The organism is Mucilaginibacter sp. P4_G9, from assembly GCF_056400985.1.
This window is the reverse complement of sequence record NZ_JBFUKF010000043.1, coordinates 1-22,847: the sequence shown is the minus strand read 5'-3', so window position 1 is coordinate 22,847 and position 22,847 is coordinate 1. Positions and strand designations below refer to the sequence as shown.

The 22,847-nt window shown below is 41.5% G+C and carries 22 protein-coding genes; 2 read left to right on the top strand and 20 right to left on the bottom strand.

The window, feature by feature from the left end; all coding sequences use genetic code 11:
• The 3 genes from AC1DPZ_RS06510 to AC1DPZ_RS06500 form a co-directional block, all read right to left on the bottom strand.
• A partial coding sequence (locus AC1DPZ_RS06510) for a carboxypeptidase-like regulatory domain-containing protein (RefSeq protein WP_477402046.1) occupies positions 1 to 466 on the bottom strand: 466 nt, incomplete at its 3' end.
• A gap of 371 nt (positions 467 to 837) precedes the next feature.
• A complete protein-coding gene (locus AC1DPZ_RS06505) occupies positions 838 to 1,713 on the bottom strand; it encodes a hypothetical protein (protein WP_477402044.1) in 876 nt (291 codons plus the stop codon).
• Between the two features lie 11 nt (positions 1,714 to 1,724).
• Positions 1,725 to 2,972 carry a YdcF family protein gene (locus AC1DPZ_RS06500; protein ID WP_477402043.1) on the bottom strand — a complete coding sequence of 416 codons (1,248 nt, stop codon included), beginning with the start codon at positions 2,970 to 2,972 and terminating at the stop codon, positions 1,725 to 1,727.
• Between the two features lie 411 nt (positions 2,973 to 3,383).
• Here AC1DPZ_RS06500 and AC1DPZ_RS06495 point away from each other — a divergent pair, with 411 nt between their 5' ends.
• Positions 3,384 to 3,581, top strand: a complete 198-nt coding sequence (locus AC1DPZ_RS06495; protein ID WP_477402041.1) for a hypothetical protein — start codon at positions 3,384 to 3,386, stop codon at positions 3,579 to 3,581.
• A gap of 168 nt (positions 3,582 to 3,749) precedes the next feature.
• A complete protein-coding gene (locus AC1DPZ_RS06490; protein ID WP_477402039.1) occupies positions 3,750 to 5,150 on the top strand; it encodes a tetratricopeptide repeat protein in 1,401 nt (466 codons plus the stop codon).
• 97 nt (positions 5,151 to 5,247) lie between these two features.
• Here the strand turns inward: AC1DPZ_RS06490 and AC1DPZ_RS06485 are convergent, their stop codons facing one another.
• From AC1DPZ_RS06485 to AC1DPZ_RS06405, 17 genes are all read right to left on the bottom strand, one after another.
• Complete coding sequence (locus AC1DPZ_RS06485; RefSeq protein ID WP_477402038.1) at positions 5,248 to 5,817, bottom strand: hypothetical protein; 570 nt, start codon at positions 5,815 to 5,817, stop codon at positions 5,248 to 5,250.
• Between the two features lie 10 nt (positions 5,818 to 5,827).
• Positions 5,828 to 6,208, bottom strand: a complete 381-nt coding sequence (locus AC1DPZ_RS06480; RefSeq protein WP_477402036.1) for a hypothetical protein — start codon at positions 6,206 to 6,208, stop codon at positions 5,828 to 5,830.
• Between the two features lie 110 nt (positions 6,209 to 6,318).
• Entirely contained in the window at positions 6,319 to 7,599 is a 1,281-nt protein-coding gene (locus AC1DPZ_RS06475) for a hypothetical protein (RefSeq protein ID WP_477402035.1), read from the bottom strand.
• A 48-nt stretch (positions 7,600 to 7,647) separates the two neighbouring features.
• Positions 7,648 to 10,038 carry a GMC family oxidoreductase N-terminal domain-containing protein gene (locus AC1DPZ_RS06470; RefSeq protein WP_477402034.1) on the bottom strand — a complete coding sequence of 797 codons (2,391 nt, stop codon included), beginning with the start codon at positions 10,036 to 10,038 and terminating at the stop codon, positions 7,648 to 7,650.
• 58 nt (positions 10,039 to 10,096) lie between these two features.
• Complete coding sequence (locus AC1DPZ_RS06465; RefSeq protein WP_477402033.1) at positions 10,097 to 10,654, bottom strand: hypothetical protein; 558 nt, start codon at positions 10,652 to 10,654, stop codon at positions 10,097 to 10,099.
• A gap of 28 nt (positions 10,655 to 10,682) precedes the next feature.
• On the bottom strand, positions 10,683 to 12,143 hold the full coding sequence (locus tag AC1DPZ_RS06460; RefSeq protein ID WP_477402032.1) for a metallophosphoesterase family protein: 1,461 nt from the start codon (positions 12,141 to 12,143) through the stop codon (positions 10,683 to 10,685).
• Between the two features lie 403 nt (positions 12,144 to 12,546).
• Positions 12,547 to 13,572, bottom strand: coding sequence for a YncE family protein (locus tag AC1DPZ_RS06455; protein WP_477402030.1), 1,026 nt, complete (start codon positions 13,570 to 13,572; stop codon positions 12,547 to 12,549).
• Between the two features lie 955 nt (positions 13,573 to 14,527).
• Positions 14,528 to 15,580 carry a hypothetical protein gene (locus AC1DPZ_RS06450; RefSeq protein ID WP_477402029.1) on the bottom strand — a complete coding sequence of 351 codons (1,053 nt, stop codon included), beginning with the start codon at positions 15,578 to 15,580 and terminating at the stop codon, positions 14,528 to 14,530.
• A gap of 2 nt (positions 15,581 to 15,582) precedes the next feature.
• Positions 15,583 to 16,773: a beta-ketoacyl-[acyl-carrier-protein] synthase family protein gene (locus AC1DPZ_RS06445; RefSeq protein WP_477402028.1), complete on the bottom strand. Its 1,191-nt coding sequence runs from the start codon at positions 16,771 to 16,773 to the stop codon at positions 15,583 to 15,585.
• 12 nt (positions 16,774 to 16,785) lie between these two features.
• Positions 16,786 to 17,052 (bottom strand): phosphopantetheine-binding protein, encoded by a 267-nt coding sequence (locus tag AC1DPZ_RS06440; RefSeq protein WP_477402027.1) that lies wholly within the window; start codon positions 17,050 to 17,052, stop codon positions 16,786 to 16,788.
• A 3-nt stretch (positions 17,053 to 17,055) separates the two neighbouring features.
• Positions 17,056 to 18,339, bottom strand: coding sequence for an ABC transporter permease (locus AC1DPZ_RS06435; RefSeq protein ID WP_477402026.1), 1,284 nt, complete (start codon positions 18,337 to 18,339; stop codon positions 17,056 to 17,058).
• Positions 18,339 to 19,085 (bottom strand): ABC transporter ATP-binding protein, encoded by a 747-nt coding sequence (locus AC1DPZ_RS06430; protein ID WP_477402024.1) that lies wholly within the window; start codon positions 19,083 to 19,085, stop codon positions 18,339 to 18,341. The genes AC1DPZ_RS06435 and AC1DPZ_RS06430 overlap by 1 nt, the downstream gene beginning before the upstream one ends.
• On the bottom strand, positions 19,082 to 20,098 hold the full coding sequence (gene darH / locus AC1DPZ_RS06425; protein WP_477402023.1) for a BtrH-related acyltransferase DarH: 1,017 nt from the start codon (positions 20,096 to 20,098) through the stop codon (positions 19,082 to 19,084). Before darH ends, AC1DPZ_RS06430 begins: the two co-directional genes overlap by 4 nt.
• A complete protein-coding gene (gene DarG, locus AC1DPZ_RS06420) occupies positions 20,088 to 20,495 on the bottom strand; it encodes a flexirubin biosynthesis protein DarG (RefSeq protein ID WP_477402022.1) in 408 nt (135 codons plus the stop codon). The genes darH and DarG overlap by 11 nt, the downstream gene beginning before the upstream one ends.
• A 19-nt stretch (positions 20,496 to 20,514) precedes the next feature.
• Positions 20,515 to 21,663 carry a dialkylresorcinol biosynthesis protein DarB gene (darB, locus tag AC1DPZ_RS06415; protein WP_477402020.1) on the bottom strand — a complete coding sequence of 383 codons (1,149 nt, stop codon included), beginning with the start codon at positions 21,661 to 21,663 and terminating at the stop codon, positions 20,515 to 20,517.
• Between the two features lie 7 nt (positions 21,664 to 21,670).
• A complete protein-coding gene (locus tag AC1DPZ_RS06410) occupies positions 21,671 to 22,570 on the bottom strand; it encodes a hypothetical protein (RefSeq protein ID WP_477402018.1) in 900 nt (299 codons plus the stop codon).
• Positions 22,570 to 22,847, bottom strand: a 278-nt coding sequence (locus tag AC1DPZ_RS06405; protein ID WP_477402017.1) for a hypothetical protein, incomplete at its 5' end; no start/stop codon positions are given. The genes AC1DPZ_RS06405 and AC1DPZ_RS06410, both read right to left, overlap by 1 nt.

The following is a 22,847-nucleotide window of genomic DNA, read 5'->3' as shown; positions in this document are numbered from 1 at the left end:
GTGATGGCGCAGATAAATTAAGGTCGCTTGCTTTAACACTGGAGATTGAACCGGTAACATCGCTTTTGCGGATGGTTTGGTAGCCGATGGCAACCACTTCGTTAAGCATGTTTGCTTTGGGCATTAACTTTACGTTGATGGTAGCCGAACTGCCAACCGTAACTTCCTGTGGTGTATAACCAATAAAGTTAAACACCAATATTGATCCTTCATCAGCAGTTATGCTGTATTTACCCCTGGAATCGGTTGCCGCACCTTTATCTGTGTTTTTTATCCTTACAGATACGCCAGGCAAAGGCTGGTTTGTTTCGTCGGTTACTGTACCGGATACCTGGATTGCCAGGTTACGCCCGGTTTTGTTGGGAATTGCCGCTTTTGCGTTAAACGCCAGCGCCATGATCGTGAGGCAGATAAAAGGTTTTAGCAAAAACCTTTCAAAAAGATCACGGGTAATCTTTTTATTCATATTTTTTAAAGTTGATTTTTAGAAAACGACACTAAAGCTTTCGACCGCTTTTTAGTTATTTGACAATTATTCAGGAGACTGTGTGAATGTTAGCGCATTCACCAGTTCTTAGTTTACTACCAGCCGGGGTTAAGTTTGAATTAATGTTACATAGGCGCTTAAATTAAATATAGTATAGATTTAATATTATCATAATAGATATTGCCTTATGATAAAATAATATTAATCAGGGGTTATTAATATTACAATGTTGGCAACAAAATTAAGCCAACTATCTTAAGCGGGGGATACTTAAAAGTTAAGTTTATATTAATAAAAAATGCCGGGCGAAATACCCGGCATTTCAATTTTTTAATAGCTTTGCGAAACTGCTACCATGTAGTTTTGGTAAAATTTACGTTGTTTTTGCGGGACGACGTTACCGCAATTCCATTTTCACTACCGCCAATAAAAGAGAAGCCCTCCAGCTCATCGGCCCTATCTATGTGGTCCACCTGGCTGATCACTACTTGTTTACCGGTTTCGACAGATTTTTTAAGATCGATATACGTAAAGCGCCATTGCCGCCCTTCCGCTTTGTTTTGAATTAGCACCAACATGCCATTTTTAGCTACCCAATGCAGATTTTGTACCCATGGGGTACATGTAAATTTTTTGTAAAGTACTCCCTGCTCTTTTGAGTTTGAAGTTTTCGCTAATTTTTCGGGATCGTATAATCTTACTTCATTACCACGGTCGCCATAATCTGCAGTGGCCACATACCATTTATTATTATATTTAACATACTCGGGACGAGTGCCCTGTATGCAGGCGTCATCATCAATGGTATTTAGCAGGTTACCATCAAGTGTGCCCGTTTTTAGCAACCCTTTCCAGTCCACACAATATATTACCGCTTTCCATTTTGTACCTTCGGCATTAAGGCGAATGGAGTTACCGATAAAGGTTGGTCCGGTTACGTTATAGGCAATCCCGGTAGGGTGATTAATCACATCTTTGCCATTCATTGTTAGCTTAATTTCTTTGTGCTGATATATCAGGCTATCATTTTCCTGTTTAAATTCACGGATCATACCCACCTCGCGGTCGCCATACAAAAAAATACGTCCTTTTTGATAGGAAATCCCCTGGCAGGCTCCTAAAGAATCAACAGTTATTGCATGATTAAGCTGCTGATCAACATGTGAGGTTACCAAAGAGCCAAGACCTAAGGCCGCAGCTAATATTGTTAATGTTATTTTTTGCATCGATGTTAATTTTAGCGTGGATCAAGGGGTTCATCCGGATCTATTTGCTTAGCTTCTTCAACCGGGTAGTACTCTACTTCGGTTTCTGAGTTGCGTTTAGCTAATTTGTAGGGCACATATTTCAGCTCCTTTTCGCATCTGTCGGCCATATGCATTATAAAATCGGTTTGCGATTTATCAGTAACAACAATGCCGGGTTTATTAGCCGGGATACCATATTTGTATATGAGCCTTGCACTGTTACGCATATTGGTGGTTGTGTGCCTTGCGTACGGCTCAATGATGATAACACTTTCGGGTACATGCAGTACTTTCATGAGATATACTTTCATTTCGGCGGCCTCATTGTATTTGGTTTTATAAGGATGCACATTACCGCCCGAAACAATGATGAGGGGGGCTTTACCAAGCCTGTATTCCTGTTCTGCAAGCCTGCAGCGCAGCATTCCCTCGCCGCTCAATGGCGAAGCAGCGTTATCCGGACCTGCGCCAGGCACAAGTATGTTTGAGTATGGGAAATTTGCCCACTTAATGGTCTTTATTTTATTAACCGCTGCTTTATTAACGGTTAATTCCATTGGCTCATAATGGGCAGGGTCCTGTCGTTCATTAATTTGCAGATACAGCAATGCCGCCCGTAGCGATGGCTCAAAAAACAACGTCGTGTTTTTAACATCCCCTATCGAAGCGGCATTAAAATCATACATTAAAATATAATATTGTTTTGCATGAACGTTGTAGCTTATAGAATCTATTAACGGATAATTGGGTTTATTGCCCTCGGCATATATGCCTATGGTATAATTTATAGCCGCTGCATCCTGCTCCCAGGCTTTTACCAGTAGCTGGGCCGGTGTTAGGTTTTTATACAGGCTGTAGGCACCAGATGATATTAACCGGGTTTTAATCAAACGATCCAGGGCGTTACCGGGTTTATGAAGTAAGGCAAGTTGGGTACTAACTACAGCAATCTCATCGCCCGATAATTTTACCCGGGCAATAAGGCATGCGGCGTCCTTACAATCGGCAAGTGAAGTGTTTAGGTCCTTTAGCTTTTGTTGGGTAATTTTTGTAAGCGCTGCATCATGCTTAAGCATGGTACTTACCTCTTTATCCTGTTCAAATAAAGTAAGCAGATAATAATTTTTGGTTTTTACGTAATCTGTATTAGTACTTATATTATCAGGGACAGTCACAACTTGTGCATAACTACCGAAACCGAAAAGGCACATCAACGGGATTAAAAAAAGTTTATTCATATAAAAATAGTGTGTGTTGCAAATAACGTACTCTAAAATAAACTGCAGGTTAATAAATGGTTTCCCGTGACTAAATATAGTGGGTTTGAAGGGCATGCATATTTAGCAATAGGCGAAAATAGGTTACCAGACCCACTTTTTTCAGCATTTTCAGAAAGCGCTAACCTACTATAACGATAAAGCTATTACGTTGAAAATGTTCACCCTTTTTGCTGGAAACAGCAAATTGATGCAAATCAATTTGCTTTCTTTATAAGCAAAAGAGCGGGCTTTTATAACTATAGGTTACTATCAGCAATATATAATTGTAAAAATTTGGTTATCCRTTTTCATAGTGCTAAATTTAAACAAATAGGGTATGGTCGCATAACTAACTGCTTTAAAATAAGGTAATTAATTAAATATTTGATCATGGATATAATCGAAAAAAACACACCGGAAGAACCAACCGGGGGTGCTGAATCTGAAGATAATTCTCCAGATATGAATGCTATCGGCGATGCTCTTGATAAAGGCACGCCAATTGATTTTACAGATGACCAGAATGTAATTGGGCAGGCCCTGGCGGCTAATAGAAGCTTGCGTGATAAAAACACCCCTATTGGCTAAGGTTAGTCTGGTTGCGTAACACATTAAAGGTTTACCTGGTGCCCGCAAAAGGGATACGAATACAGGTACCCGCTGACTCAGATCTTATAGAAATGATAATCAACTTCAAATTCTAATAAGATATGGGATGAGGCATTTTTGACCAATTTTTATCTTGCTAATTGTTTTATGCGAATACAATCCTATAAAAAATTGGTTTTTATTTGTCTGCTGGTAGGTAGTGAAATCGTTAATGCGCAATATAAAGGAAAAGCTTCGTCAAAGCTTTTTTTTGAAACCCAAACCGACGATACAGCCCGAATTGCATTATTGGTTAAGAAAAGTATGCAGGTGCAGTCGTTTAACCCCGATAGCGCCTTAATTTATGCGGAGCAAGCCCTTACAATTGCAAGAAATACGAAATATAAAACCGGGGAAGCAAGCAGCCTAAACAGGTTGGGTGTTGTGTTATGGAAAAATGGCAAATATGACCGGGCCCTGAAATTTTTGCTTGGTTCGTTAAAAATAAGAGAAGAAAGCAATGATCTCCCTGGTCAGTTGGCCTGTTTGAATAATATCGGTATTGTTTATTCAGATCACAATGATAATGTAAAAGCACTATTCTATCACTTTAAGGCAAAAGCAATTGCCGAATCGCTTCATAATAAAAAATTCCTGAGCATTGTATTATCCAATATTGGCAATTGTTATATTAAACTCAACAAAGTAGAATTAGCCCTTGCTTTTGAAATGCGCGCCTATGAGTTACAGCAGACAATAGGCGAAGATGGAATGCTGCCCAACACGCTGTCGATTTTAGGGGATATCAATTATAAAATGAAACACCAGGCGCTCGCTCTTGATTACTACAGATTAAGCGTAACTTATGCGCTCCGGAACAACGACCAGAGCAGCCTTGCAGATACTTATAACAGTATAGCTTTGCTTTATAAAGATGCTAATAAAGCAGACTCCGGTGCGTTTTACGCAAAAAAAGCCCTTGACGCAGCCAGGAAAGCCAAATATCCTGTAGGTATTTATAACGCGAGCAATTTACTCACACAAATATATCAACACTCAAATGAGCATCTTGAGCTATTGTACCTAAAAACAGCAATGGCTGCAAAAGATACCATGTTTAATGTGGAGAAAATTAAACAAATACAAACCATTAGCTTTAATGAGGCTGCAAGGCAACAGGAAATAGCCGAAGAAAAGAGACGTGAATCGGAAGAAAGGATTGTTAACCTGCAGCTTATAGGGATAGCGATATTTATTCCTTTTTTCTTTTTGATATTGTTGGTGCTTAGTAAAGGCCGAACCCATCGCAAAGTGATAGAATTTATGGGTGTAGTTTCGCTGTTGCTTGTTTTTGAATTTATTACTCTTTTTATACACCCGTTTGTACAGCGTGTTAGTAATCATCTGCCCGTACTGGAATTGGTTATCCTGGTTATTCTCGCGTCGATACTTGTACCATTACATCACCGGCTTACAAACTGGATGCGTAAAAAATTAGTTCATGTTGAAAAACCGCCAAAGCCATCAAACCTTGAAACCAGGCAGGCTGATACGCGGCCTCAACAATAGTTTAACAAGTCTCTTATATCATTTTAAGCATAAGGCAATTTTCAGGCTATGGGTGCCACGTTTGCCAAGCGTTGAAATGCAAACAATAGAAAGTTTACTAATGGGCTATCARGAAGGCAACCACTGCTCCTATTACCGCACCTCCTATTCCAAATTTCAAGGCTTTTCTGTTCTGCCTTTTATTCTCATCAGCAAGCATTTTCTGCGCATCGGTAAGCAAACGCTGGGTATCAGTTAGCTTTGTACTGGCATCTGTTAATTGTGTATTTAGCTGGGTCAGGTCACTGCTTGACTTATCTGCAAAATTCTTTGAACGGGTAACCAGGGAATCCATTTTAGTATTTAGTACCTGGTAATAGCTCTCTTTTGCTGCCAGTAAGCTATCCTGTTTTTTGATAATACCCTCGTAGCCATCAGATATCGATTTAAGTTCATTAACGCTATTTTGACCACGCCTGTAGTATTGATCATAAATATTGAAAGTTAACTTATTAAGTACAATAACGGTATCGCAGTCAATCATTAGCGTATCGCCTTTTACATATCTATATACCTTTTTATGTGAGTTATCGGTAAATTTTTTAAGTCCCTGGGCGATACCTTGCAGGGCCGAAAAAAATAAACACATGGCAATAAGCAAAGCCGGTTTTAGTGTAGCGCGCTTCATATCCGTAATTTTAGTTTTCTATTGTTGATTGCGAAATTAATTTTTCTCTTTCCGCCTTTAAAGAATCAAGCCGGTGGCGGATATTTACAAGCCCGGAAGATATTACGCCCCTGGCTTTTGCTTCTTCAAGGTCTTTTTTTGTGTTTAATATTTCTACCGTTGTTTGTGTATTACTGAGATAGCTTTTATAATCACTGATATCCTTTTGCATAGCCTCAATTTTTTCCTGGGATGCCTGGATATCTTTGAGCGCCGTATTAATGTTAATCTGTGAAAGCTCAATGTTTTTCTGAATTTGCTTCAATTGGCTTTTTTGAAAAAAGGCGACGACGGAATTGATTGCAGCGAGCGATAACACAACTATCAATATGATTTTTAATTTATTGTCCATGGATCAAAATTTTATACTTACATTTTTTAAAAACTATTATTTGTATGGCCGTTAACCCAGGTATAAGGGGCATAAGCAATCTCTTAACCGCAAGATTGCAATGCCGTTTTTTAAGGCGACGCAGTATTATTAGCCGAATTATCATTTGAACCTTCTCCATTTGCGGGGTCTGCAGCAGCAGGAGGTGGTGGTGTGAATGGGAGATCTTTAGCCTTAACTGTATTCTCGGGCCCTTTAGATGTTAAATATAAAACTGAACTGACCCCTGCCAATATTAAAAGGGTATTATCAAACACTGGCATAGACTTGTTGTTGACCACATACCACATAAAATATATGCCAAGAACTGCATTCCAAAGTGCTACCTGGGTACGTTGTACGCTTACATTTGTGCCATCTGAAAGGATGTCTTTTAAAAATGACTGGTGTACTTTTGGTGTAACTGCCTGCCCTGGCGCTGCGGTGGAAGGCGCCGGATTATCGGCCCGTTTTTTATAATAATCAATAAAACCGGCRACACCGGTGGTACCGCCACTGATTCCTAATAACATCAGAATTGAATCGTTAAGTGAATCGCTCAGCCCGGTTAAAAGTATCAGGTAAATAAATCCGCCAATGACGATTACCGTCCAGAAGGCCAGTTGTGTTTGCGCCAGGCTGTATGGCCCGTGTGTATGATTAATCTCGTCCGGGTCTCTAATCAACCCCGTTTTATGACAAACCACAATAAAAACGCATATAAAGCACAYATAGAGAAAAAGTAAAATGTAAAAAACTTTGGGCTCGTAGAAGAATAAGGTGAGTTTGGTATTTGGCTTTAGGCCCTTTGCATAATTTAAAGGAAACATGCCCGACCAGCCCGCTGACAATTTAAAACTAATGCGGTTTTGATTCCAGCTCGCCATACGAAACAGGCTGTTCCAGGCCTCCTTGTTAGTGCTGTCCTTTTTAAAAAGAAATGGAATTTCCAGGGAGTCGGGCCATATTTTGGTAGCATCATTAACATCCTGGACAGATAATTCAGAAAAGTATGATGACTGCATCCCCTTTAATGGAATACCATCGGCATATAAAATCAATTTGCTGTTATCATTGGGCCGCTGCAACAAAAAATCTTTGGGATGGCTAATAGTTATCCGGATTATTTGATCGGCCTGTATCAGGCCGTTATCTGATTTTGATTTTTTTGAATCAAGGGCGGTTATGATTTTTAAAACCTCAGATTTAAATGGCTTGTATGTTTTATCCTCAGAATTATCCACGCCAGGTTTATCGGCAGCTAAAGTATCGGGATTATTCGTTAATACTTTAGCCCCGGCATTAAAGGTCATCATCATGATTGTTATGATGATGAGAATACTTGGCTTATAGCTGTAAGTGATTGTTTTCATAATATCGAGATTTAACAACTAACAGAGAAATTCCAGGTTCTTTATTTACTAATTGCCGGCAATAAAAGGCGCTGCATAGTGTGCTAAAGCCATAACCGTAACCTGCGGATTAACCCCCAGGCTGGTTGGAAACACGCTTGCATCGCAAACAAACAGGTTATCATACCCATATACTTTAAAATTTGCATCTACTACACCCGTTGCCGGGTCATTGCTCATTACGTTTCCACCCTGCGGATGCCCCGTACCAGTTGAAATATCCGGCGAAGCTTTTACGTTTTTACGAAAATTGTCTTTCAGTTCCTTTACTGTTTTGTATTCGTAATAATTAAATGTATTAGGCATAACTCGCTCTGCACCACCTGTTAAGTATATTTCTGCCGCCTTTTCCAGCCCATCCATCAGGCTTGCAAAATCAACTTCTGTAGGCACATAACTAATATCGCGTCCAAATAGGCCGGCCACTTTTACTTCGGCATTGGAGGCTGTGCCAACCAACACCCCCGTACACGCCATATGCCCATATTGATTCATATTTAAAAAATGCTGATCAAACCAGCCAGGCATAGCCGTTGATTGAAACATTGGCGGATTGTACCAGGTTTCCATGACGTATCGGCGATCGTTGGTTTTCAGAAAATGGGAGATCTGCAATCCATCATAAGAATTAACAGTCTCTTTATAAGCAGCTGTTATTTGTGTACCGAGGTTAAAAGACAGCTTTTTTCCCGCATTGGCTATGCCTAATTTTGATTTTAGGAGCAGTATGCTCGATGAAACAGCACCAGCCGACGATACAAAGGTTTTTCCCTTGATCGTTATTTTCCGGCCGCTTTTAAACTTCCCGGTAAGGGAAACTATCTGTGTGCCGCTACGATTAAAACTGATCGCCTCGCAGTTTGCTATTATCTGTAACGATCCGGGGTTTTCTAATTGCGTTTGGGGTAAAAGGGTATCCAGCATAGAAAGCTTTTTACCATATGTACAGCCTATGTTGCAGTAACCAGCACCCAGGCAACCGTTGAGATTGGCCATTACCGAATCCAGCTCGGGTTTGTCATACCCCATCTTTTTACAGGCTTCGGCAAAAAGCCGTCCTCCAGGGTTTAAAAATCTATCATCTGTCATTATAGGCGTATGAGCTATATTCATCAGCTTATATATAGCAGCCATTGAGCTTTCGTACCTTGTCCTGTCGATACCAATTCCCATTTCATTTATCCACTTGTCCAGGATATAATCAGGCGTTTCAAAACAAACCGCATTATTAACAACTGTTGATCCGCCAACACATCGGCCCTGGAATACCTGGAAACGAAAATCGCGCGACAATTGCAAAGCGCCATCGGCATACAACCTGCTCACCATATCCACCTCATCTTCGGTAAATGAGGCTGTTTGTTCAAGTCCGCCGCACTCTACAAGCAATACCTTTCTGCCTTCTTTTACCAATTGATGAGCCAATACAGAGGCCGCCGCGCCAGAACCCACAATAACTATATCCGCAGTTATTTCACTTGTTGTAATATCAACATCCTCAAGTACTTTTAATAATGCGGCTTTAGAATTGCTTCCGGGAAACTGGCGCTTCTTGTCATCAAAATCTTTCCTATCGGTAAACCGCACGTAACCAATGCTTTCGTATACAGCCGGGTCGCTGTAATAGCCCATAAAGCATAGTTGTTTGCTCATCCTTATAGCTGCCTGGAATATTTCGCCATACCAGCGCGGCACGTTTTGAAATTCAAGATCGGTTAGAAATCTTTTTTTAAGGAATTGCAGCCTTGCTGCGGGTTGCATAAGGCTTAGCAAGGGGCGTAAAGATAAAAGGGGGTAAATTTCCAGCGCTGTTAACACCAGTTTCATTACCCACTTGTTTTGCGCTTTAAAACCAATTAGGTAATTATCAACATTGGATGCTACTTTTACAGGTTCTATCTGCAATTTATACAAATCGGTATCTCCGGAGATGCAGACTTCGGCCAGTGCCTGCAATGTTTGAAATTGTTGTATAGATAAATATTTAAGATTGTAACGGGCAATACCCGCGGCTCTGAAGGAGATCCAAAGCACGGCAAAAACAACCGCATATGTAATTAATTGCCATAAGTGAGTAGTGCCAGCGGTTGCCGGCCGGCCCTTAATCCACTGCACGGTTGTCCATATTATTGCAATGGCCAGCACCCATTTAAATAAACGGATCAACGGGCTGAAACGACGAACATCGCCAATAGCCAATGCAAGTAAAAGAACAATTAAAAATCCTTGTAAAACAGAATTGCCTGATATAGCAGCATAACTATTTGCTGCGGAAAACTGTAAAAAGCCCGGTGTAAGATTGGGAAAAAAATGAAAAAAAAGCATTACCAGAGATAGAAAGAGAAGCAGTTTAAGAAACGACTTCAGGTATTTTTCAGCAAGGACTAATTCTTTGTTCATAGTAATTAGTTTTATATTTCTTTGGTATAAGGCATTTTCTGTTTTGTTACAGGTTGATTTACCAGGGCAGATACCGGATTTCCTGCGGATGTCCTAATAAGAAATAACAATAAAAGATATTCAGRTCTTCAGCGATGTGCAGGTAAGCTTTGCAAAGCATTAAACTATGGTCGCCTTCATTGGGCAGTACTACAAAATCCCGGATCACCCTGAAAAAGCTAAGCGTGAACTTGTGAAACGGGATATCATAATTGAAATGAGCCAGGTGCATGTAAGGCTTGTAAAGTTTGTGGTAGGGTTCATCTTTTACATAGGCAGTCCTGAAGTATCCTAATTGATTCGGCCTCACTTTATGTAAACCTACTTCCCATTGGCCCAGGTATTTTTGATGATCCTGTATCACCGTTTCGTTATATCCGTAATTGGCGCCGTTTCTTTTGTAAAAACCCTTTTTAAACTTTTCGCCGGATATTTTTCCTATGGGTTCATGGTTCCAGCCACAATAGATCAGTCCGTTTAATTTTTCAATATCCGGCGGAGTTCCATTAAGCAATATCTTTTCCAATGTATCCTTACTGCATTGGGCCAGGGTTTCAAATGTCCATTTTTGTTCCATGCACTTAATATTAGTATAGGTTAGCTCATCAATTTTTTTCCATCAGCGGCAAATCATCGTCGCGCAGGGCATCATCATTCCATCGTTGCAAAGGAAAAACCACCAATTCACCGTGCTCATCATAGTTGAATTGCAGGAAAGTGTAAGTTTTATCAATGCGTACATCGGCAGAAGAGGCTTCAAAAACAGGCATCCACGTTCCGGTGTTGAAATACCATTTTCCATTAATGTTTTTTTGTTCCGGGTTATGCGTATGGCCGAAAGTTACAACCCGTAAGGCTGGGTTTTGACTGAAGACCTTTTCGGCATAAGCGGCAAAACTGGTTGGACCGCTTAATTTCACCATTGCCATTATCCGGCCAAACAAATACGAAAGAAATAAAAAACCTAAGTTTTTACCTATGTTTATAAGTTGCTGTAAAACCCATGATGGATCATCGGTATGAATGTTATGAGGCAAACTTCTATAGATCGCATACCCGGTGATGGCCAATGGCAGAACGATGATCAGGAAGAAAGTGATGGCATATTTAAAAACGGGCCACCACATTTTTTTGGGAATCAATAAAAGGGTTAACGGAATATAGCTGAAAACCATTTTCAATGCCTGCGGAAACCGCTCGCGAAACAATACCAGCAATATATTTTCCCTTGGCCGCACATTATCAACAAACGGGTAAGAGAGCTCAATCTTGTTTATCAGGTACCGGTTAAAAAAAGAGCCAAACGGCAAATTCAGCTCCTGGTTATTATCACTAAGAACATTCCCTTGAACAGCCGTTGTGCTTTCGTAACAATGACCATGTTCTATATAGATTTTTCCGTCGATGATTACAATATGATCAGCAAATGTAATTCCCCCTGTCATTTCAGGGAGTATGGATTCTACCTCAACTTTTAATTTCCCGGCTATTAGTTTGGCAAGACGGTATTGCAGGTAAAGCTGTACGGGTTTCMAATACCATTCCAGGTCGTGGTTTCCCTTGGTAATAATTAATTTATTGCCGTTATGCAGCCACAGGGCGAGCCGCTCAAACAAAGCTTCATGGCCAATCATACAAACATGTAACTTCCAAACCGATTTGTAATCGTTTGTTCGCAGCCCGAATGTTTTCTCTTTGTCGACAATAGAATCCCTTAGCTCTTTCTCCAGTTTGGTAATTCCAACTATACGCAGTATTTGTTCCCATTCAGAAAACTCCATGTCGGTTTCCGGATAATTACAGATCCTCAGAAAATCAATAAAATCTCCGTTGATAACCAATAATGCAGTGGCGTTTCCATTCTTGTTTTCCAGGTGATCAATAAACCGCAGGAAAGATTGATCTGCAAAGAAATTTTCGGTTCCGGCGTAGTTGCTGCTGTYATTTATGCCCGCCGCCAAATGCAGGTCGCTTATAACAAATGTTGACTTCCCACCTGAAGCGATGTCAATCTGTGGTTTCACAGAAAAGGATTGTTCAGAACTGTTATTTTCCTGGCGGGACATATGGCATCAGGTTTTGGGTTACATATTTTTTGCGAACATTTATTTTGTGCCCGATCAGCCGGCTTATATAATTCAGGTTACACTCCTTTTTTGAATGATATATACCGCAATGTTTTCTCTCGCATATCATCTAAAGGTTAAGCGCTAATCAGCGAATAGCCCCCCGTTAATCTGCAGTTAAAGAAATAAAATGATAATAAATTCCAGGAATATTTTTACGATCAATACCCGTATCTCTCTATAATTGAAATATTATAAATTATATTAAATTTTGGATTTTTTTTTTGCTCATGCAATAGTTATAAATAGCTATTTTGGTTAGCATCGTTCAAAATGTTACTTAGATTTTTCTGCTAATTGAGTAATAGAAATGGAATATGAAAATCTCTTATTTATAACATTACTAACGACGGGTCGCCCAGGCCAGTCCGTCTGCTCCACGTATATCAATGTGCCCGGTTACCGCTAACGTTTTGAGGTCTACAATCGCAACATAGTTATCGGTCGTGCAGCCAATAAACGCGCGTGATCCGTCATCGTCTACCAGGATGCCCGCGGCGCCATGGCCGGTATTCAGGCGCTTCAATTCCTGGTGCGATGCCGCGTCATAAATAAATAGATCGCCGGTTCGCAGACTCGTAATCAGCACCCGCTTGCCATCCGGCGTAAACTTGAGCCGGTTGGCCCCCAAAGCCTTCGCATCAAATTTACCGGTTAACTTTTTGGCGGCGATATCGATAATTGAAATGGTTCCATCGTCGGCAGCAGCGGTCCATAATTCCCGGCCATCGGTTGATACATCAAACCCCTCAGAACCCCTGGCCACCTGGATGACGGTCTGCACCCAGTCCCGGCGTGCGGGAGGCGTAAACCCCGTGGGTGAGGCTGCTGGTTTGAGCAGGCTATCCACCAAAATGCTTACTGTTCCTGCCGAGACGTTTGTGGTGTAAACCTTTTTACTATCGTCGGTTACGTAAATCATATGTGTTCTGTCCTGCCCTGTTCCCATGCTCCAGTCGAGTTTACCTGTTGCCGGGTCGTAGCGACCAACGGATTTGGAGCCCTCTGCACTAAACCACACTTTGCCGCCGGCAAATGTTAGTCCATGCGGTCCCATCAGGGGCCTTGTATCAATGGTAGGTAAAGGTTTTTGTGCCACAAGGTCAATAACATTAAGCTCATGTAAGCTGCCACCGCCGTAGATAGAAACATAAGCCGTCTTTCCATCAGACGATGCAATAACCTCATGCGGGTCAGGACCGACCGGTACCCGCGCAACAACTTTCAGCGTAACCGGATCTATGATTGCCAGGAAATGGTCGGCTTTCGAAAGTGCAAGCAGTGAACGTGGTGGTGTAGACTGGGCAGCACATTCAGTTGTAGGGTAAACTAACAGGATCAATAAAAAATTTACAGCAAGTAACCTCATCGGAATGAATTTTACATACTTAATAGTCTTAAAGATTTGATTGTACACGGCGTTGTTCATATGATTCACAGATTAGGAAGAATGGTAAATAATTTGATTGAGGATACACAACCATAAGCCGTACCCTTTCCTATAAACAAATATAGCGAACCCCCGCCAGGCTTTCTCAAAGACAGAGGGACAAACCGACAATTGCTGAAAGGCAACCGACCAGGAATTGTTTTTAATCGACTTAACCACGAGCCGGTAAACAACCGCGCTGGATACTATAGCGCATGTAGAAGAATTTGCTTACAGCCGGTGCCCTCAAGCAGGTCAACAATTATTGATTATTGTTTTTTCGGTTGCCGATGGCAAAGGCGCGCCGCAAGCCGGAAATTTGACCGCGAATTATTTACCTGTTCCGGAAATTTAAAACAACATTTCCGGAAATAGGTGCCACGCGCGCAATTACACAACGGGTCTGTTGAACCAGCAGCGAAAAGTGACTAAGGCGCATTCAACCTGAGCCGGCGCCTGATTCTAAATTAGTTTCTTAAAAAGATGATGGTCCGTGATTGCTTCCGAATGGAAATCTATTAACCCTACCATGTGAGTGATCATAATGTGCATGATCCCGATACATTTTTGGAGTAAGAGCTTGGCCGTTCAGCAATTCTGCTTTAATAGTTTCAGTCTTATCAGGCTGATTAACCATAGTAGTTTTCTTCTTCATGACGAGTTCTCCTGAATTTAAGGTTTTTTTTGCAATTGGTTATACTAATATAAGCACAAAAACACTCATTTCCAATAGCATTTATAGAAAGAATCGTAGGAAATGCAGAAAATATGTTCATTTTATATTTATAACAATATTTATCTCCTTTGACAAAAAAGCTTTCTTTATTTATAAACGGGTTTTCGGGTTAAAAATCAAGGCAGAGTATTATTGAATTTGACATAAGGTGAACAGTGCTTATTCAGGCACACTTACCAGCATGCAGCTATGTTGAGCGGTTTTGTGCGTATTATAGATCAGTATATTCTTATAAACTAATGCTGCCTCTGGCTTTTTAATCATGTGTTCTGGAACCGTCAATTGGCCGCTTACAAAATTACAAGCCAGCCAAAGCGCAAATGATGATGCCGTGGGATATTCTCCACAGAGGTGCTTAAAGCGTGCAATGGAGGTTTCGCGATTTATCAATTGTTCACATGCTGTGTAATACTCTAACGCGCGCTTATCGCCGTTTTCACCGCTTAAAAGCAGATCTATCTTTTCACCCGGCCGTAAATTTTTTAACAAAAAATGTTTAATGCGTTGTTTTACAACATCAACATCGGTACTGTGAATGGTGGTAATTCCCTTTAATTGAGCTAACGCGTTTACTTTATTGTTACTCACGCAAAACATTGCGGCACCTTCGCCAGATAAACTTCCGTTTGTATTTGACTTATAGAGATCACTATTGGTACAGTCTTCTTTTTTAAACCAGCCCGCAAGGGTATCCAATGTATAATTATTGCCGCATATCTCATCAACTCCACCTAACAGATAGGTGTTTTGAGGATGCTCATTAAGCAGCATTGCCGTATCTATAACCGCGTTTTCAAATGCGAGCCCCCGGTGAACATGGGTAATGTTATAATTTTTATTATTACTGACCAGCGCAATCTGCGATGAAATAGTATTGGGCGTACCCTGTACAAAATTGCCTGGAGTAAGCATATCCTCATTATATTCGATAATCTGGTTCAGGAATTTACCGTTTTCTTCCATCCCGCTCACCTGGGTACCAATGATGATACCATCGGGTTGCACACCATCTGCAAGTAAAGGTAATGCCGCTCCCGCCCCCATACGCGTGCTTTTGCTCATCCGGCGAAGTGCGTTTGGCGTAAAATGCGGATATTTCGGTTCGATAGCTTTCAGCTTATTATCAACCGAGGCGCGCAACTGTTCAATGTCAATCTCTCCGAAGCTTTGTTGGGGAGAGATACAGGTGGCTTTATTGATGTAAAACGTCATCACTATATTTTTGAAAAAATTAATGATGTACAATTTCCGCCAAAACCAAATGAGTTCGACATGACGTGTTTTATTTCTGCGGGTCTATAAGCCTCAACCGGCTGCAGGCCAATATCTGCTATTGGTTGCCTGAAATTCAAATTAGGATACAATTCCTGCCTGTGTATATTTAAAATGCTATACGCCGCCTCAATAGCGCTGGCAGCCCCAAGAGTATGCCCGGTAAAGCCTTTGGTAGATGCAAAACTGGGCATGGTACTAAATACCTTTAACATGGCGCGGCTTTCTACCTCATCGTTGTTTTCGGTGCCGGTACCATGGGCGTTTATGAAATCGATGTCAGCAGGATTTAAATTGGCGCTGCTTAACGCGTTCTTCATGGCCAGGTAAGGACCGTCTCCCTCTGGCGATAGGGATGATGGATGATACGCATCGTTGGCGTTCCCAAAGCCGCTTACTGTTGCGTATGCTTTTTTACCGGCCGCATCTGCTTCTTTTTCCAACACCAAAAATGCGGCTCCTTCGCCTAAATTGAGCCCCTTTCGGTTTTGATCAAATGGAGCGCAAGCTTCGTCCGAAAGGATACGCAGCGCATTAAAACCGTTCACAGTAAACTTTGCCAGGGCATCTGCCCCGCCAACAACTACCCGGTTGGCCAGCCCGTTTTTGATTAGCCTGCAGCCATACATAATGGCATTTGCAGACGATGAGCAGGCCGTATTCATGGTATTTACCACACCAGATATGTTATACCTGTTTTGTATAAACAGGTTTACCGATGCATAATCATATGATCTTACGTATTCAATATTGTCAGAATCTCCGTGGGTATTGGCGTAAAGCTCATCGGTAAGGCACATGCCGCCAACAGTGGTTGCCCCAACTAATGCCGTATCTTCCGACGACAATTGTGCTCCTGTCAGGCCCGCGTCAGCTATCGCTTCTTTAAAAGCATGCAAGGCTAATAAGGTTGTGCGGGTAACGCCCTGCTCCGTAACACCAAGTGTTGTGTTCAACTCTCCTGTACTCCTCAAAACCTCTCCAAATGGCAGAATACCGGAATAACGGGAAGGGAAGTTGCCTCCGCCTTTTATAACGCCGGTTTTGCCATTAAGCAATGCGGCATGATTTTCATCTACCGAATTGCCAATAGCACTAATCACCCCCATACCGGTTACCAAGATCCTGTCCACTGCTGTAAACGTTTATTTTTCCCTGTGTTGCTCAATATAGGAGGCCATGGTATTTACATCAATCAATACTTTGCGCCCTTCTTTAGGATCCTGTATGTTGATGCCGTACTCGCGTTTCAAAAGCACTATCAGTTCCAATGAATCGATGGAATCAAGGCCAAGGCCATCACCAAATAATGGCTCATCATCTTTAATGTCTGCCGGAGTAAGGTCGGTTAAGTTAAGGAATTGAATTATCTGAACTTTTAACTTCTCCTTTAATTCTGCTATTTCCATCATTATCTATATTAAATTTTTTCTTTTTAAACCAAGGTACGTTAGCCCCTGGAACACCAAAGTAATTCCAACCAGTGGTATTATACTAACCATCACATCCTTTAAGCCGGCATTCTCTAAAAATAAGCTATAATACGCTTGTATACACCAATGTAATGGCGATAATTGGCTAATTGTTTTCAACGCACCCGGCATTACAAAAGACGGCACCATTAAACCGCCGATAGCAGCTAATATTACTATGGATACCGCCCCGAAACCGTTGGCCTGTTCCTGGGTATTTGCAAAAACGCCTATGCAAATGGCATAGCTTACCGCGCAATAACCGCAAGCCAAAGTCACGATAAACAGCCCGAATACATCGGCGGGTAAATTTAAAGCAGGCAAATTAATGTACGGAAAAAACCACAAGCCAAGCGAAAATATAACTATTGCCTGGAACATGGTAACACCCAAATAAGTTATTTGCTTTGATAGCAAACCCACCGCGTAATTAGTTGGCAATGTTTTTAGCCTGATAAAGCTACCACTAATCTTTTCTCTTACCACACTGCCGCTTAACGACATAATGATAAAAAACATGGCAAATATCGTCCATGCCGGTACATTATGTTGGGTAGCATTCGGTGCTTTTGCAATGCCACTTTTTGATACCGGTACCTGGCTAATTTCGGCTTTGCCATTCAGCATTTCGTTTTCCAGCTGCTGCGGCATCTCCTTTTCGTTAATGGCAAAGTAAAGCGTACGCAAAGTCTCGCGGCTTTCTACAATCTGCAGCGCACTTGCTAAAGCTCCATTTACCGAAAATCGCATAGATTCAGGTATTGATGGGTTGTAATATAATATAAGCGGTGTGGCGCCGGCTAATTTTACTTCCTTTGCCGAATCGGCCTGCAAGCCAAAACTTTTCAATGCTTTGTTTGATGAACTTTTGGCTTTGGCTTCTATTTTGGCTGAAAAATCGGGCGGGATAGTAATGGCCAGCATGGCATCGTTGGCGCTCATAGCATCGGCAATTTGCTGCCTATTTTGACTTTTATCAGCCTGCGTCACTTTAAACATCCCTATCTTATTGATAGTTGTTATGAGTTGGGAGCTTAACTTTCCTGCATCTTTATTACAAACCACAACCGTTAGCTTGTTTTTATTCATGAGCTGAAAAGTGCTGTTTTGGATAGTGGTTACTACAATAACCAATATCACGGGCATAATAAACATAAGCGATATCCCCACCTTATCGCGCAGCAGGATCCTTACGTCTTTTACTATGGAGGCCCAGAGTTTAAACATCAGTTCCTGAAATCCTTTCCGGTTAAATTTAAAAACAGGTCTTCTAAATTCTGATGATCATATTCTTCCAGCAGCTTATCCAAATTACCTTCCCGTACAATTTTGCCATTATCAACCAGGGCAATCTGCTCGCACAAACCCTCGGCCTCACTCAATTGGTGCGAAGTGTAGATTAAAGTTGTACCTTTTTTATTCAATGCCATTAAATAATTGATGATGGCATGGCGCGTTTGTACATCAACACCCACAGTTGGCTCATCCAAAAACAATATCCTGGGATTATGGATCACTCCAATAGCCAGGTTGATCCTTCTTTTCATCCCGCCGCTAAAATTCTGAATGGGTTTATCACCCACATCTGATAAGCCAAGGATATCCAGCAACTCTCTGGTTCGCTGAGCAATTTCCTTTCGGTTTAAGCCATACCATGCACCAAAAAATTCCAGGTTCTCTACCGGGCTCAGTTCCTGGTAAAAGGAAAAATCCTGCGGTACAAAACCAAATAGCTTATTTACCTCTTTGCTTTTTGTGCCGATGTTGTGCCCCAATAACTCAATCTTTCCTGTATCAGCTACCAGCAAACCAGTCATTAAATTCATAAGCGTGGTTTTGCCGGCACCGTTGGGGCCAAATAAACCAAAACGTTCGCCCTCGGTTATCTTTAAATTAAGGCCATCATAGGTTACGCCCGAGTTGCCCGGATAGTGGAAACCCAGGTTTTCGATATTTACAGCTAAAGAGGTCATAACTGCCATTTTATATTTTTCAGGACTGTAAATGCTTTCTTTTCAATTTCGGCTATCTCCAACAAGTAATCGCCCATTACATTAAAATCCTCCTGGCTGCCAATCCGGCCTTTATATATTCCCGCGGCCTGTACAGCGGCTGTACGCCACATATCGCCAGCCTGGGTAAACATTTCGGATGCCTGGAGCAAGGTATCATTTGGCAGATAATCATTTGCCTGCTGTAAAAACGCGGCGTATATATACCTGAAACCGCCACCGCCTGTACCAATCTCTTCCTGCATACGCACCAGCTGGGCCAAGTAAAGCCCGGCAGTATGTAGTCCTAATTTATCCCGCCAGCCTTTAATTTTTTTGCCTGTATATTTTATACCACTTACCCCGGCAAACATGCCAGGAATGGATAGCATATTAAACACGTTTTTCCTGATACCGCTTTTTATGGCACTTTTTATTTGTTCATCAGTAATTTCCTTTTGATTACCGGGATAGTAAAGCTGTCCCCTGGGTGCTAAAGCCCCTTTGGCAAAACGCACCCGCTCCAACTCGTAACTTGTTAAGGTTGTTGCATGCTCCATAATCGGGTCGCTTATTAGGTAGTTATCCCCCTCTTTGCCAAAAACAATCAGGTTATGGGCGTTAAAGTGAAACCGGTATTCTTTTGGAAAGTACGAAAGATAGTAAACCCCCACCTGGCAGCCAACCGGGTTGCCGGCGTTAAGGCTCTCCAATAAAAAAGATTCTGCTTTTTCCTTCGAGCCAAATTTCTTCTGCACAACAGGTACCCCCAATGATTTACAGGTACGGTTAAATATAAAGCCGGGCATCGAGCGGAAAGCGATAGCCGGCCCGTTATTCACCTTTATCAGGGGTACGTATACAAAAAACAAGCCTGCGCCAATACCAAAAGCCAGCGGTTCTGTTATTTTCCCGTTGGATATCTTTTTTAGTAAATTACTGGTAACTCCCGATTCGCAATGTGCCGCCTGCCCATGTTCAAAATCAATCTTCATGCACATTCATACTTTTTAGCTCATCAACCTTTACATTAAAGGCCCCGGCATATTTTTTCAATTTTTTTTCTGATAATTTATTAAACACTTCGGGTTTTAAATGCCGTTTTATCTGCCATTTCCAAAACCCGGTGTAATCGGCCAAAATACTAAGATCCATCAGTCTTAACTCCATAAAAAACAGCAGCGGACTTGCCTCATTATTTAAAACCTGCTGCTTTGCTTTGGCAATACGCCCCTCTATCTCCTGCCAGGCTACATCAAGCGCTTTTATTTTAACATCCCATCCGTTGCTAAGCTGGGTAACGTATTTGCCCGCGCTATCAGTTGCATAGCAAACCTCCCTGGTTATTTTTCCAAGCGAACTCAGGTCCTGGGGTACGTTTTCTTTTTTCATGACAAATATATCTTTCCGCTTAGCACACGGTAAGCATCGCATACATATACGAGAATCTTGAGCTTTCGGGTACCAAAAGCAAGATTTTTTCTCCAACTTTTAATTTACCACTATGAAACAGCTCGTTTATCATCAGGTAAACCGATGCCGCGCCCACATTACCAACGGTATACAGGTTCATAAACCATTTTTCGTAAGGGATACCTCCTCCATAGATCTCGACCATTTCATAAATTTTAGGCCTGAAAAAATCGCTGGAGATATGTGGTAAAAAGTAATCAATATCCTGGGTTGTTAAGCCTCTTTTTTCAAAGATCTCTTTAATTTTCTGCCCCCCAAGCGGAACAATATTGTCACTCAGCAAACCAATGTCCTGTTTAACGCTAAAGATAGATTTGTTCTTAATCTCTTCGGGTGTAAAATCCATAAAACCTTTCAGCGTTCCATCGGCCTGTTTTTCGGCACCCATATACATACAGGCATCCATTTGGTTGGCGTATGATACACCTTCAATCCATTCTACCCGCAAACTCAGCCCTGTTTTATTGGGTTTATCCGTCATTAAAAATGCCGAAGCGCCGTCAGACAGCATCCACCTTAAAAAATCTTTTTGGAATGCGATGTATGGGTTTTCGCTCAACTCTTTTAGTTTTTGAGCTTCTTCCTCAAACACATCAGATACCAGTAAACCCGAAAATCTTTCAGACCCAGCAGCTACAGCCTGCTTAATCTCGCCCGATTTGATAGCCAGGTAGGCATATTTTAACGCATGCATCCCGGCGCAGCAAACGCCAGATGGCGATACTACTTCTATAGCGCCGGCTTCAGGCAACCAACCATGAGTCATTACACCATGGCTCGGCATCATCTGATCTGGCGACGAGGTGCCGCATGACAGCAATTCTGTTTCAGCTATTTTAGCTTCCGTATGTTTAAACAGTTCCCTCACAGCCAAAGCCGTCATTTGCGCATTGGTATGGGTAGCTTTTTTATTTTTATCTAAGGCGTAATAYCTGGTTTTTATCCCATTGTTACGCAATACAATTTTTTTTGATTTTGAAGGCTTGTTGTCAATATAACCCAAATACAGCTCCATGTCATCACTCGCGACAGGCTCGTTAGGCAGGAAAGCAGATGTGGTATTTATATAAACCTGATTAAAAGACATGTAGATGTTAATTTAGTTGTAAATAATGGTTCATTTTATCCTGAATTCTTTTTCCAAAAAAAGGTTTAATGAAAATCATATCAAGTGTTAATAATATTGGCGCCCCAATAAACAAGGCAATAAAAAGATAATATTTAAATGCTGCAACCCATGGCTCCTTTTTTTTCTGCCTGGCAATAATCTTTGCCCAAACCGCAAAAATAATTTTGGCCTTACCCTCTATAAACATCAGCGGGTATTTAATGTTTACCGCCCCCTGCTGCATTAACTGATCCTGCAGGCTTTCCCAATAAGCCATATCAATTCGGGCTGCTATTGTATGGCCAAATTTGGCTGTTTCCAGCATTTCCTGCTCATTGATACCGGGCTTGGGGAATATATTTAAATAACGTTCTTTTTTACCGGTTAGCATCCAGTAAAAAATGGTAATAAAACTTATGGGGTTAAGGTGCCTGTCAACCAGTGCAATATTGCCTACCAGTTTGGCGCCCGCATCCCGGAGCGATTTGCGCACACGTTCAAAAGCATTTAACCACATGTTACGGGCAGCGCTGATGGTAACAACTGGGGTATCTTTTAAAACCCTGATAAAGTCGGGGTGATTTAACAAAGAATTTGAGGGAATACTTGGCGATAAAAACCAGGGTTGATAGCCTAAAATGATCAGATCGTATTTTTTTTCTTTGAGGACGAACGGCTGAATCTGGGCAGGCACGCTTAAAACACAATCAGGCATCACATTAAAAAAGCTGGGGCCGGTCCACGGGAACGGATAGCTATTCACCATTTTTATTACAACCTTTTCAACCGAAAAGCCCGCGTCAATAATCGGTTGGGTAAATGAGTTGATGATATCGCCCATCTGGCCGGATTGGGTGTAGTAAATAACTAAAACTTTCTTATTCATTACACTGCTGGTTTAAGGTCTTCGGGATGCAATACCTTCGAGGTTTTACTATAATCAACTATTGCTCGTTGTACAACAGGCGACAGGCTGCTAAAGTTTTTCAATACCATGTTTTTGTCCTTTTCAATATCAGTGCGATAACGAACAATTTTAGGAGCTTTCTCCTGGATCACTAAACGCAGGAAATGCAGATCCGTATTATCCGGATCGGCAAGCAAAGCTGTTTCCAGCTTAATGCGGCCTGCTTTAAAAAAGCGTAGCTTATCTTTCGGCTTGC

Excerpts from the sequence above, each read along its gene's own strand:
- AC1DPZ_RS06505 (WP_477402044.1), bottom strand. The coding sequence starts at position 1,713 with ATGCAAAAAATAACATTAACAATATTAGCTGCGGCCTTAGGTCTTGGC.
- AC1DPZ_RS06500 (WP_477402043.1), bottom strand. The coding sequence starts at position 2,972 with ATGAATAAACTTTTTTTAATCCCGTTGATGTGCCTTTTCGGTTTCGGT.
- AC1DPZ_RS06495 (WP_477402041.1), top strand. The coding sequence starts at position 3,384 with ATGGATATAATCGAAAAAAACACACCGGAAGAACCAACCGGGGGTGCT.
- AC1DPZ_RS06490 (WP_477402039.1), top strand. The coding sequence starts at position 3,750 with ATGCGAATACAATCCTATAAAAAATTGGTTTTTATTTGTCTGCTGGTA.
- AC1DPZ_RS06480 (WP_477402036.1), bottom strand. The coding sequence starts at position 6,208 with ATGGACAATAAATTAAAAATCATATTGATAGTTGTGTTATCGCTCGCT.
- AC1DPZ_RS06470 (WP_477402034.1), bottom strand. The coding sequence starts at position 10,038 with ATGAACAAAGAATTAGTCCTTGCTGAAAAATACCTGAAGTCGTTTCTT.
- AC1DPZ_RS06455 (WP_477402030.1), bottom strand. The coding sequence starts at position 13,572 with ATGAGGTTACTTGCTGTAAATTTTTTATTGATCCTGTTAGTTTACCCT.
- AC1DPZ_RS06450 (WP_477402029.1), bottom strand. The coding sequence starts at position 15,580 with ATGACGTTTTACATCAATAAAGCCACCTGTATCTCTCCCCAACAAAGC.
- AC1DPZ_RS06440 (WP_477402027.1), bottom strand. The coding sequence starts at position 17,052 with ATGATGGAAATAGCAGAATTAAAGGAGAAGTTAAAAGTTCAGATAATT.
- AC1DPZ_RS06435 (WP_477402026.1), bottom strand. The coding sequence starts at position 18,339 with ATGTTTAAACTCTGGGCCTCCATAGTAAAAGACGTAAGGATCCTGCTG.
- AC1DPZ_RS06430 (WP_477402024.1), bottom strand. The coding sequence starts at position 19,085 with ATGACCTCTTTAGCTGTAAATATCGAAAACCTGGGTTTCCACTATCCG.
- darH (WP_477402023.1), bottom strand. The coding sequence starts at position 20,098 with ATGAAGATTGATTTTGAACATGGGCAGGCGGCACATTGCGAATCGGGA.
- DarG (WP_477402022.1), bottom strand. The coding sequence starts at position 20,495 with ATGAAAAAAGAAAACGTACCCCAGGACCTGAGTTCGCTTGGAAAAATA.
- AC1DPZ_RS06410 (WP_477402018.1), bottom strand. The coding sequence starts at position 22,570 with ATGAATAAGAAAGTTTTAGTTATTTACTACACCCAATCCGGCCAGATG.